Source organism: Salinicoccus sp. Marseille-QA3875 (assembly GCF_054950095.1).
In genome coordinates this window covers 131,443-144,075 of record NZ_CM143103.1, presented here as the reverse complement: position 1 = coordinate 144,075, position 12,633 = coordinate 131,443, and the positions used below count along the sequence as shown (strand labels likewise).

11 protein-coding genes and 1 riboswitch are annotated in these 12,633 nt (G+C 41.6%); of the genes, 5 read left to right on the top strand and 6 right to left on the bottom strand.

The window, feature by feature from the left end:
• Positions 1 to 9 precede the first annotated feature (9 nt).
• Positions 10 to 831: a 1,4-dihydroxy-2-naphthoyl-CoA synthase gene (gene menB / locus ACY8DT_RS00700; protein ID WP_462422202.1), complete on the top strand. Its 822-nt coding sequence runs from the start codon at positions 10 to 12 to the stop codon at positions 829 to 831.
• 42 nt (positions 832 to 873) lie between these two features.
• Positions 874 to 2,253 (top strand): o-succinylbenzoate--CoA ligase, encoded by a 1,380-nt coding sequence (menE, locus tag ACY8DT_RS00695; RefSeq protein WP_462421059.1) that lies wholly within the window; start codon positions 874 to 876, stop codon positions 2,251 to 2,253.
• Between the two features lie 15 nt (positions 2,254 to 2,268).
• Here menE and yidD read toward each other — a convergent pair whose 3' ends face one another.
• Complete coding sequence (yidD, locus tag ACY8DT_RS00690) at positions 2,269 to 2,517, bottom strand: membrane protein insertion efficiency factor YidD (protein WP_462421058.1); 249 nt, start codon at positions 2,515 to 2,517, stop codon at positions 2,269 to 2,271.
• A 78-nt stretch (positions 2,518 to 2,595) separates the two neighbouring features.
• On the opposite strand from yidD, the gene ACY8DT_RS00685 reads away from it, so the two are divergent.
• Complete coding sequence (locus ACY8DT_RS00685; RefSeq protein WP_462421057.1) at positions 2,596 to 3,057, top strand: NUDIX domain-containing protein; 462 nt, start codon at positions 2,596 to 2,598, stop codon at positions 3,055 to 3,057.
• 305 nt (positions 3,058 to 3,362) lie between these two features.
• Here ACY8DT_RS00685 and ACY8DT_RS00680 read toward each other — a convergent pair whose 3' ends face one another.
• From ACY8DT_RS00680 to pckA, 5 genes are all read right to left on the bottom strand, one after another.
• Positions 3,363 to 5,219 (bottom strand): oligopeptide ABC transporter substrate-binding protein, encoded by a 1,857-nt coding sequence (locus ACY8DT_RS00680; RefSeq protein WP_462421056.1) that lies wholly within the window; start codon positions 5,217 to 5,219, stop codon positions 3,363 to 3,365.
• 122 nt (positions 5,220 to 5,341) lie between these two features.
• Positions 5,342 to 6,265, bottom strand: a complete 924-nt coding sequence (locus ACY8DT_RS00675; protein ID WP_462421055.1) for a glycine betaine ABC transporter substrate-binding protein — start codon at positions 6,263 to 6,265, stop codon at positions 5,342 to 5,344.
• Positions 6,266 to 6,288: 23 nt separating this feature from the next.
• Positions 6,289 to 7,128, bottom strand: coding sequence for an ABC transporter permease (locus ACY8DT_RS00670; RefSeq protein ID WP_462421054.1), 840 nt, complete (start codon positions 7,126 to 7,128; stop codon positions 6,289 to 6,291).
• Positions 7,118 to 8,158, bottom strand: a complete 1,041-nt coding sequence (locus tag ACY8DT_RS00665; protein ID WP_462421053.1) for a quaternary amine ABC transporter ATP-binding protein — start codon at positions 8,156 to 8,158, stop codon at positions 7,118 to 7,120. Before ACY8DT_RS00665 ends, ACY8DT_RS00670 begins: the two co-directional genes overlap by 11 nt.
• A gap of 349 nt (positions 8,159 to 8,507) precedes the next feature.
• Entirely contained in the window at positions 8,508 to 10,085 is a 1,578-nt protein-coding gene (gene pckA / locus ACY8DT_RS00660; RefSeq protein WP_462421052.1) for a phosphoenolpyruvate carboxykinase (ATP), read from the bottom strand.
• Between the two features lie 319 nt (positions 10,086 to 10,404).
• Between pckA and ACY8DT_RS00655 the strand changes: the two genes are divergently transcribed.
• Positions 10,405 to 11,160 carry an Ltp family lipoprotein gene (locus tag ACY8DT_RS00655; RefSeq protein ID WP_462421051.1) on the top strand — a complete coding sequence of 252 codons (756 nt, stop codon included), beginning with the start codon at positions 10,405 to 10,407 and terminating at the stop codon, positions 11,158 to 11,160.
• A gap of 79 nt (positions 11,161 to 11,239) precedes the next feature.
• A riboswitch (SAM riboswitch) is annotated at positions 11,240 to 11,342 on the top strand.
• Positions 11,343 to 11,429: 87 nt separating this feature from the next.
• Positions 11,430 to 12,611, top strand: coding sequence for a methionine adenosyltransferase (gene metK, locus ACY8DT_RS00650; RefSeq protein ID WP_462421050.1), 1,182 nt, complete (start codon positions 11,430 to 11,432; stop codon positions 12,609 to 12,611).
• Positions 12,612 to 12,633: the final 22 nt, after the last annotated feature.

Sequence of the window (12,633 nt, the reverse complement as noted above, 5' to 3'; positions counted from 1 at the left end):
GGCAGTCTAATTATGGCTAGAGAGTGGGAAACACTGAAAGAATACAAAGAAATCAAGTATGAATATTACAATGGTATCGGTAAGATCACAATCAACCGACCGGAAGTGAGAAATGCATTCACACCGCGGACGGTGTCAGAAATGATAGATGCATTCACACGGGCACGCGATAACCAGAATATCAATGTCATCGTATTGACTGGTGAAGGCGACCTCGCATTCTGTTCAGGCGGAGACCAATCCGTCCGCGGGCACGGCGGATATGTCGGAGAAGATGATGTGCCAAGATTGAACGTCTTGGATCTTCAGCGCCTGATCCGTGTGATTCCTAAACCGGTCGTTGCCATGGTTGCAGGCTATGCTATCGGCGGCGGTCATGTACTTCATGTCGTGTGTGATCTGACTATTGCTGCAGATAATGCGAGATTCGGCCAGACAGGTCCTAAAGTCGGTTCATTCGATGCAGGATACGGTTCCGGCTATCTTGCACGTATCGTCGGCCACAAAAAAGCGCGTGAAATCTGGTATTTATGCCGTCAGTATAATGCTGATGAAGCATTGGACATGGGTCTGGTAAACACAGTAGTACCACTGGAGAGACTGGAAGATGAAACTGTCAAATGGTGTGAAGAAATGATGGAACACTCACCGACTGCACTTAGATTCTTAAAAGCTGCGATGAATGCTGATACGGACGGACTTGCAGGACTTCAGCAGATGGCAGGGGATGCAACACTCCTTTACTACACGACAGATGAAGCCAAAGAAGGCCGTGACGCTTTCAAAGAGAAAAGAAAACCGGATTTCGACCAATTCCCGAAATTCCCATAATATCAAACCCATCTGACAGATGGGTTTTTTGAGGTGTTGAATATGGAAAACTGGCTGAGAAAAGCTTCTGAAGATGTGCCTGATAAAATCGCTGTGAAATACAGTGGGGAAACCATTACATATAAAGCGTTATATGAACAAGCCGATGTACTCTCCCGTAAAATAAAGTCTCTCGGACAGAATAGGCTGGGTGTCTATATTTACAACTCGCTTGATTCGTTGAAGCTGATCCATGCTTTGATGCAGGCCGGTGTGGAGATTGTTTTTATCAATACAAGGCTGACGAACCATGAAATCACAGAGCAGCTGAAAGATGTTGATGTATCAACAATCATTGCGACTAAACGATTTGAAATCGACGGCTTTGAAGTGATCAGTTTTGATGATCTGCAGCAGTTGCAGATGGTGGATTTTGAATCGCCGGCGGTCAATGAAGACAGTATTTTATCCATCATGTTCACTTCAGGGACCACCGGCCGGGCCAAAGCGGTCAAGCAGACATATTTGAATCATTATGCCTCCGCAAAAGGGTGCGAAAGCAGATTCGGCTATGATACGGACAGCGTGTGGATGCAGGTCAACCCGATATTTCATATTTCAGGACTGTCGATTGTGCTCAGATGCGTAATTGCCCAATGTACAAATATAGTGGTGGATAAGTTTGACGAAGAGAAAATCTTTAATTTATTAAAGACAGACGAGGTCACCCATACAAGCCTGGTGCCAATAATGCTGAAGAGGCTGCTTAAAATCGGCAATGATTTCGGCAGTAATCTGCAGGGCATTCTACTTGGCGGAGCCGGGGTGACTAAAAATGTCTTAAAAGAAGCGCTGGATAATAATCTGCCTGTATATAATTCATTCGGCATGACTGAGACCTGCTCTCAAATCGTTTCTATTCCATATCATGATGAAAAGATTTTAAACGGCACTGTAGGAAAAGCGTTAAAAAATGTACAGATAAAAGTCGATCAGAACGAAGAGTTATTAGTCAAAGCGGAGAATGTGGCCCCCGGATATTTAAATGCACCGATAGATGAGGAAAACGGATACTTCAAAACTGGAGATCTCGCATACATCGATGATGAAGGATATCTATATATACTGGACCGGCGTAAAGATTTGATAATAAGCGGCGGCGAAAACATTTATCCTAAAGAGATTGAGGACAGAGTCCATGAGGTGAGCGGCATAGAATCCTGCGTCGTTGTCAAAGTGCAGGATGAGAAGTGGGGCGAGGTCCCTGTGCTCTTGATTCAGGGCGATCAAAATATTAAAAGTGATATATTAAATCATCTGTCTGAGACGCTGGCCAGATATAAGATGCCGAAAGAGATATATTTTGTCGATGAAATCATTATGACATCCACCGGCAAAGTCTCAAGACAGAAAAATTATGAACGATATATAAAAAATCAGTAGACCGGAGATTCCGGCCTACTGATCAGTTTTACTGTCTGGATAGTTTTTAGGGTTCAAAGGCACGGGATCATATCCGCCCGGATGGAACGGATGACATTTAAGGATACGTCTTATCGCCATCCAGCCGCCTTTGAGTCCGCCATGTTCCCGGACGGCTTCAATACCGTAGTTACTGCATGTCGGATTGAATCTGCATGAAGGCGGGAACATCGGTGAGATGACTTTTTGATAAAAGCGGAAAAATAATATTATGATTTTCTTCATAGTTTCACCAAGTTTTTATTAATTTATACATATGATATCGGGTATATTGAGATTAAGCAAACAAAGGATGTTGATGAAATGAAAGAATTTACGGATTTTGAAGGCAGGAAAGTGACATTTACAGAAGGATATGTGGATAACACAAAACATGTCCTCGCAATACCAAAGTTTAATCATCAATACTTGTTCACCCATCATAAAATACGGGGCATTGAGTTTCCCGGCGGTAAAGTGGAAGCGGATGAAACATTGGAAGAAGCAGTGCAGCGAGAACTGTTTGAAGAAACAGGCGCGTCTGCCGAGCGCTTGAAATTTATTGGGACATATACAGTACATGCTGAAAAACCGTTTAATAAAGCAGTCTTTTATATAGAAGTGAAAAATCTGTTTTTTAAGTGCGAGTATCTCGAAACACACGGGCCGGAAGTGTTTGATACTGCAGATGATGTTCCTGAAGAAGACAGGAGCGTGCTGCTTGAGGACGAGTGCATTCATTATTTGTATGAGATGAGCCGAATGGATGAATTTTTTGACGGGTAGCATTGTCTGATTTCGATTTGAGAGATCTTAAATCGATGACCGAATCGAAATGTGATGTTTAAATCGATTTGAACAAGGAAAATCTGCTATTTAAATTGAATTTAAGTATAAAAATCGATTAGAGGCTTCTGAAAATCAATCTCACATCGAAATAGGGTGTCGAATTCGATTTGATCCGGTAGAATTTGGATTTCAAATCGAAAAATCATCTGAGATTCGATTTGAGAACTAAAGAATTCAATCTCAAATCGAAGATAAAATATAACACCTTCCATATTAAAATATGAAAGGTGTTTTTAATTTGCCTATTCACTAAATCCGACTCTGTAAAGATGTGTATCCTCATTGAACCCTATTTCTTCACTCCAGTTCATCACATTTTCACTCACTGGTGTGACGTAAGAGAAGTTCAGTGTCGGAATGACTGGTATTTCTTCATTCATCAGTTCCTGCCAGTCATTATAAATTTCAATCCGTCTCTCAATGTCGAGTGCTTCCTGTGAATTCCCCTGTACTAAAAGGTCAGTACTTTCTTCAGTTTCATAACGTGAATAGTTGAATGGTGCATCTGCACCGTAGAACTGGTCAGGGTTCACGTCTGTACCGACGTTCCATGAAGCTTCATAAATATCAATATCCGGGTCGTCATTTTCTACCATGTCATAAAATGTATTGAATTCTATCAGACGGTTGTTGACGAGTCTGACATGCAGGCCAACCGCTCTCCATGACTGCATCAAGTAGTTTGCAAATGGTTCAGCGACATCGCCACCCGACATTGCGAGGTAGCTGATTTCAAGAGGTTCACCGTCGGGTGTTTCTCTGAAGCCGTCATCGTCTATATCTTCATAACCCGCTTCATCCAAAATTCTGTTTGCTTCATCCGGATTATATTCCGGCACATCAAGATTATCATTATGGAATCCTGCATGAACAGGTGACATTACCGATTGTGCCTTCCAGGCAAGGCCGTTGAAGAAGTTTTCTCCCATGGCATCGAGTTCGATTGCGTGCCACATTGCACGTCTAAGATTGATGTCACCCATTTTCATTTCATCAGGCTTATAATCTACCATTTCATTTTCTTCATCCCATTCGCCGAGTTTAAATCCGATGTATCCGTATGAGTTCTGTAGCTGCATCAGCCATTCGACGCCTCCCATGTCATGGACGTCTGGGAACTGTGTGGATGGGAATGATGCTGCGACATCGATCTCGCCACTTTCCATCGCATTGGCAATGGAGGAGGGCGGGATTACGCTGACCTCCATACCGTCAAGTTGGGGTTCACCTCTCCAGTAATCTTCAAACTTAGTCAATGATATTGTTTCCCCTGTAATAATTGAATCCACTTTATATGGACCGATACCAATAGGATTTTCTCTTGTTTCCGGTGCTGATGCCATATCTTCGACGTCCACACCTTCGTAGTGGTGTTCCGGGAAAGCATAGAACCAAAAGCCACCTGATGTGAGTGATGGGGCCAGCTCTTTATATGTAAACACTGCGGTATCATCATCAATCACTTCAATACCTGAAATCTCATCTGCATCACCGGCTTTATACTCATCATACCCCTCAATCAATGTAAATCCGTCGGTAGTTCCTCTGACACCGTCATAATCAGGATGGCCGATCACTTCATAGGAAGCAACGTAATCCTCGATGGTCAAAGGTTCACCGTCGTGCCAATAAACATCCTCAGCCACAGTGAAAGTGACAGTATTGTCTTCTTCATTCATATCAAAATGAATGGCGCCCTCATTGGTAAACTGCATATTTTCATCTGAAGTGAAAACTGATTCATCAAAAAAACCAAGCATGGTCATGTCCGGTGTACCGGTATAGAAATTATAATTCAGAGTTCCTTCAAATGGTGTACTGGATGAATAACCGACTTGAAGTGTCCCTTCACCTGTAGGATCCCCTGTATTCGACACAGTCTGTGGAAAATCTTCATAATCAAAGAGTTCATTGCCATCTGACTCACCATCCGCTTCCGCATTTTCATCTGTTGAAGTTCCTGTCCCATCTGCTTCAGGCTCCGATGGTTCATCCCCGCATGCGGCGAGCAGCAGACTCATGGTGAAGATCAAAAGCATCGTTTTAATACTGAATCCTTCTTTCATAATTTTATCCCCTTTAATTGTAATCGCTTTCATATTAATCCTACCACAAAATTTTATAAAACACATCATTTTTTATAATTTTCTAACAATTATAAAACTCATAAAAAAACCGGTAATAAAAGTCTTTTAAGACTAATATTACCGGAGAAGGATGATTATTCAGTCCACTCTGATACTACATCCTGGTTGTCTTCAACCCAAGCTTCTGCAGCATCCTGAGGTGAAGCACCTTGTTCTATCTCCAGCATAACTTCTTCCATCTGTTCAGTGTCCCAGTAGAAATTATCAAGAACGTTATATGCGTGCGGGCTGTCCGTTTCTAAATCTTGTCTGACGACAGTGTTGATCGTTTCAGCTTCCCCAAAAGAACCTTCCGGGTCTTCAAGGTATTTAAGGTCGAACTCCTGGAATTTCCAGTGTGGTGACCATCCTGTTACGACGATCTCTTCACCGTTTTCAACTGCTGAACGGAGTTCTGTCGCCATTGCACCTGATGATGAAGTCTGAACTTCCCAGTCACTCAGGTTATCGTAATCTTCGCCGACAGCACGTTCAGATGCCTGTACTACACCAGCACCCGGTTCAATGCCGGTCACTGTCTGGTTTGCTTCATCGCTGAGGTCTGCGATAGAATCGACAGGAAAGTCTTCAGGTACTACCATACCGATTGCTGCGCCTTCAAGGTTTGGACCAAGGTCTACAATCTGATCTTCGTACTCTTCGTAAAGATCACCATGTGTAAGTGGCAACCATGCCGCCACCATGCCATCTGCTTCGTCTGTTGCAATTGACTGCCACATAACAGCATTATCAAGAGGTGTCACTTCAACATTATAACCTTCATCTTCCAATACTTTTTGCATTACGTGAGTGGAAGCAATTTCTGTATCCCATTCAACGTAAGATAAAGTGATGTCTTCTTCACCTAAATCACTGCTGCCTTCTGAACCATTTTCCTCAGTGGACTCAGCGTTTTCCCCGCTACCTTCTTCACCACTGTCTGTTTCTTCTGCGCCGCCGCATGCAGCAAGCACAAGTGAAAGAACGGCTGTTAAAAACAAAAGATGCCATTTTTTCATAAATAAACTCCTCCTATAATATATTATTTATTTGAACTGCTGGTCTGGGTAAATCTATCTATAATGATTGCCAAGATGACAATTCCCAGTCCGGCAACAAATCCTGGACCTACTTGAGCTCTTTGAAGTGAACTCAATACTTCTGTACCTAATCCTGGTGCACCAATCATAGATGCAATGACAACCATGGAAAGCGCCAGCATGATCGTCTGGTTAATTCCTGCCATAATTGACGGTCTGGCAAGGGGAAGCTGTACTTTAAGCAATTTCTGCATTGGTGTCGTACCGAATGAATCACTGGCTTCAATCAATTCTTCCGAAATCTGCCTTATCCCCAAGTTCGTTAAACGGATGGTCGGCGGTGATGCGAAAATCACTGATGCGAACACGCCTGGCACCATACCGATGCCGAAAAATGCCACTGCAGGTATCAAGTAAACGAAAGCCGGCATCGTCTGCATCAAGTCGAGTATCGGTTTCATGAGCATTTCAAAAGTATTGCTTCTGGACATTAGAATTCCTAGAGGTACACCGATGACGATTGAAATCAGACCACTGATGATGACGAGAGTCATAGTATCAATCAGGTTTTCCCATAATCCCTGATTGTATATGAACACCAGGCCGATACCTATAAGGATAGGGGAGAGTACTTTCTTTTTCATAAAGATGGCTGACAGCGCCATGATGATAAGTATGAATAATAGAGGGGGGATGAACTCAAGCCCGCTGATTATCCAATTCATCAAAGTACCGAGATAATTATTGATCGGATCGAAGATAAAGCTGAATGCACTTGTAACCCATCTGACGAAGTCAGAAGTCCATTCGGAAAGAGGAAGGCGTGGTATGTTATCTAACATCTTCTTCCACCTCATTTCCAACAGCAAGTACTTCAAATACTTTATCGAATTCAACTATGCCGACGATTTTATCATCTTCCTTTACTGTTAATTCTCTGACACCGTTTTTAAATGATTCATATGATTTATAAAGCAGATCTTCAGAATCAATGACAGGATTTGCAGCAGTATTTTCCTGCGGGTTGGCCGGACGCATGATATGTTTCACTTTAAGCACTTTTGAGCGGTCGATATCTTTAACGAATGCTTTGACATAGTCGTTTGCCGGATTTGTCACTATTTCCTCTGGTGTTCCGACCTGGGCAATTTCTCCATCTTTCATCAATGCGATGCGGTCGCCGATATTCAGTGCCTCATCTAAATCGTGTGTGATGAAGACGATTGTTTTCTGCATTTTCTGCTGAAGCTGCATCAGTTCATTCTGCATCTCTTTCCTGATTAAAGGATCAAGGGCTGAGAATGCTTCATCCATAAGCAGGATATCAGTGTCATTGGCGAGCGCACGGGCCAGGCCCACACGCTGCTGCATACCGCCTGACAATTGGCTGGGCTTTTGATTTTCATAGCCGGCGAGACCAACCATATTAAGCGCATTTTTCGCTTTTTCCAGTCTTTCCTTCTTTGGAATATTCCGGACTTCCAACCCGAATGCAGTATTATCCAATATGCTTTTAAAAGGGAATAGGGCGAAGCTCTGAAAAACCATGCTGAAGTTTTCTCTTCTGAACTCTCTTAGTTCTGTTTTGCTCAACTTTGAGACGTTCTTTCCTTTGACAATCAAGTCCCCGGTCGTGGGATCTATTAGGCGGTTGATTAATCGTATCAAGGTAGATTTACCACTGCCTGAAAGGCCCATGACTACAAAAACTTCACTTTTTTCAATCGACAAATTTGCAGATTTTACAGCAACTGTAGAGCCGGTTTCATTTAAAATTTCATTTTTGGATTTGTTTTTATGTAAAAGTTCTTCAACTTCTTTCGTGTAAGGTCCAAAAACCTTTGTAACATCCTTAATTTCAATAACACTCAAAATACTCAGTCCTAACTTGATGATTAGTTTTGTCGTACAATCTGACAGTTTGAAGAATTACTAAACTTTGATCTTATTTAACGTAACACAGGTAATTTTATAAATCAAACCAACTGAGTAAAAAATTGTTAGTTTACAATTATAAATTACTATTTTAAAGTAACTGATAATTCGAATCATTTTATTTTCTGAAAATATGAAGAAGGGGATGTAACATAAGGTTATAAAAAGATGATAGGCCGGCTGATGGACAGAAAAATCCGTACGCTATTCCCCCAGGATTAAAGCGTACGGATTTTTTATCTTGAGAATGGTTCTGTCCCAATCACTTTGAATTAAAAGGATTTAACTAGTTAAATCCACCTTTTTGAGCAATCTCTGCAGACTGTTCACCGAACTTATTAAAGTTTTCTTTGAACATTTCTTTTAAATTATTTGCTTTCTCATCATAGCCTTCCTTATCCAGCCATGTGTTTTTAGGCATTAAGAGTTCATCAGGAACGCCTGTCACTGAAACTGGTACGTTAAGACCGAAGGTTTCATCTTTATTAAACTCACCAAGTTCCAATTCTCCGCTGATTGCACGACGGATCATTGTGCGGGTGTGAGTCAGGTCCATACGTTTTCCTATGCCGTAACCGCCGCCTGTCCATCCTGTATTGACAAGATAGACGTTGACGTCATGCTTATCGATCAGACGGCCAAGCATTTTAGCGTAGACAGTCGCTTCCAACGGTAAAAATGGTGAGCCGAAACATGATGAGAACACCGGCTGTGGATCAGTCACTCCTCTTTCAGTACCTGCGAGTTTGGATGTGAATCCATTTAAGTAATGATACATTGACTGATCTCTGTCCAATTTACTGATCGGAGGCAATACGCCAAATGCATCCGCCGTCAAGAAGATGATTGTTTTTGGATGACCTGCCACTGAAGGGATGCGTGCATTGTCAATATAATGAAGCGGGTAGGCTGCACGAGTATTTTCAGTCAGTGATTTATCTTCGTAATCAGGTGTACCTTCTTCGTCTAAAACGACATTCTCCAGTACAGTCCCAAATCTGATTGCACCGTGGATTTCCGGCTCTTTCACTGCGGATAAATCTATCGTTTTCGCATAGCACCCGCCTTCAATGTTAAAAACGCCCTCGTCATTCCAACCATGTTCATCATCACCGATCAGATCACGGTGAGGATCCGCGGACAAAGTTGTCTTACCTGTTCCGGATAAGCCGAAGAATAATGCAACATCCTTGTTTTCTCCGACGTTGGCTGAACAGTGCATACTCATCACACCTTTTTCAGGCAGCAGGTAGTTCATGATAGAGAAGATTGATTTCTTCATTTCTCCGGCATACTCTGTACCGCCGATTAAAATAATTCCCTTTTTAAGTGAAATGATGACAAATGCCTCAGAGTTTGTTCCATCGACTGCAGGGTCTGCCTTGAAAGTCGGTGCAGATACGATGGTGAACTGCGGGTCGATATTGAGTGCCTCTTCTTTAGTCTCAGGACGGATGAACAGGTTTTGAACGAAAAGATTGTGCCAGCTGAATTCATTGACAACCTGCAAGTCCAAACGGGTAGATTCGTCAGCCCCTGCGTAACCTTTAAACACGAAAGTCTCTTCTTTAGAATTTAAGTGATCAATCACTTTTTCAAATAGATTATCGAAAATCTCTTCTGAAATCGGCTGGTTTACTTCACTCCAGTGAATTTTATGATCCGATACGTTGTCTTCCACTATGAAACGGTCTTTAGGACTGCGACCTGTATATTTACCGGTTTCTGCTCTTAAAGCGCCTGTATCAGTTAAAGCACCTTCTCCTCTTCTAAGTGAAGCGGTAACAAGTTGTGGAGCAGAAAGCTGAACTTCTGTTGTATCTTTAGATACTAACTTTGAGATTAAATCAGAATGCTTGACCATTTAAATGCCTCCAGGGATTTATTTTAATGTACTAATTGCAAATAGTATAACACATTAAGAAATGTGGTAACACATTAAATCAGTACAAATTAATTTTAATTTAATGATACTATCTGATTTTAAAAATGTTAAGGTCGGTCTTGATGAAAGTGGTTAATTTACACGTTAAAAACTTCAAAATAAAAAAGAAAGTTAAATTGATTATAAACGATGAATATATCAAATGTGAAATATTATCAAAATTGTAGTCTATTATCTTATATCTAAATTTAAATCATATATAATTAGATGTAAATATTTAGAAGGGGTGTAATTTAATATGAAACGATTTTTAATCGGTATTGTTTTTATACTTGTACTGGTTATCGGTGCCTGTGGTGGAGAAGAGGAATCGGACACAGCTTCATCGGATGAACTATCAGAACAAATTTCCCAGCTTGAATCTGATAAGCAACAGCTTGAAGAAGAAGTTGAGGCTTTAGAGGAAGAGAACGATGTATTAGGGGCACAAAGTAACACCGATGACAGTGCACAGGAACTTGAGCGAAAACTAGAAACTATGGAAGAGGAGAAAGGAGAGCTGCAGTCAGAAGTTGAAAGTTTGAAACAGGAAAACAATGAAATGAATGATGAAAATGATGCCCTTACCAATCAGGTTTCAGATTTGGAAAAGAAATTATCTTCTATTGAAGAAGAATCGGAAGATGAAAGAGCTGAAGAAAATACTGATGTTGAAGTGGATAAAGAAACCGCTGCTGAAAAAGGGACGGTTCCAAGAGAGTGGGAGCTCGCTTTGGAAAGTGCTTACACATATGCAGAAATCATGTCGATGTCAAAAGCAGGAATATATGATCAGCTGGTTTCAGAGTATGGGGAGAACTTTCCACCTGAAGCAGCACAATATGCTGTAGACAATATAGAATGGGATTGGAATGCCAATGCTCTGGAGTCCGCAAAGACTTATCGGGATATGATGAGTATGTCGAATGCTGCGGTTTACGACCAGCTGGTTTCAGAGTATGGTGAACAGTTTACAGCTGAAGAGGCGCAGTATGCAGTCGATAATCTGGATTAAGAGAGACATCAGCTGAAACTCCATCCTTTTAACATCTTGAATTGTCGTCTCCACTCTAGTATATTTAAACTCAAGTTATCTCTTATCAAGAGTAGGTGGAGGGAGCAAACCCGTCGAAGCCCAGCAACCTCTTTTACTAAAGGAAGGTGCTAAAGAATGCAGATTATTCTGATCGATAAGGGGAAGAGCGAAGCCTTTTCTCTATGTCAGAGAGAAGGCTTTATTTTGTTTGAAGAGATAGCGAATAACTTAAAGGAGATATATATAGGATGAGTGAAAAGAATTTATTTACTTCAGAGTCGGTAACAGAAGGACACCCGGATAAAATTGCAGACCAGATTTCAGATGCGATATTGGATGAAATCATAAAGCAGGATCAGGATGCACGTGTTGCCTGTGAAACAGTAGTCAATACAGGGCTAGCATTGATCGTCGGAGAGATAAGCACAGAAACTTATGTGGATATTCCTAAAATTGTAAGAGAAACGGTGAAGGGCATCGGTTATATTGATGCAAAATACGGTTATGACTATAAAACAATGTCAGTGTTGACGGGAATAGATGAACAGTCGAAGGACATCGCAGTCGGAGTGGATAATGCGATTGAGACGAGAACGACGGATGAAATTACAACAGGTGCAGGCGACCAGGGCTTGATGTTCGGTTTTGCTTCCAGCGAAACAGCGGAAATGATGCCGTTACCGATATCACTGGCTCATAAATTATCACGCCGTCTTACTGAAGTCAGAAAAAATGATACATTGAACTATTTGAGACCTGACGGTAAAACACAGGTCACTGTTGAGTACGATGAGAACAATAATGTGAAAAGAGTGGACACTGTTGTTATTTCAACGCAGCACAGTGAAGACGTCTCTACACAGCAGATTTACGATGACCTGCTTGAACATGTCATAGAAGCAGTTGTACCGGCAGAGCTGCTCGATAAGGAAACAAAATATTTCATCAACCCTACAGGACGTTTTGTGATTGGTGGTCCTCAGGGTGACGCTGGATTAACAGGGAGAAAGATAATAGTAGATACTTACGGCGGTTACGCAAGACACGGCGGTGGTGCTTTCAGCGGAAAAGATCCGACTAAAGTGGACCGTTCCGCAGCCTACGCTGCCAGATACATCGCAAAGAACATTGTTGCAGGCGGTATATGTGATAAATGTGAAATCCAGCTCGCATATGCAATCGGCGTCAGCCAGCCTGTTTCGATTTCTGTAGATACATTTGGAACATCGGATTTTGAAGAGAGCAGAGTTGTAGAGGCAATCAGGGAACTCTTCGATCTTTCTCCGGATGGAATCATTAAAATGCTTGATTTGAAGCGTCCGATTTATAAAGATACTGCAAGCTATGGACATTTTGGACGTGAAGATATCAACTTGCCGTGGGAAACATTGGATAAAGTGGATGAGATCAAAACGTTTTTAAATCGATAAAAACAACAATAAACCCGGAGCA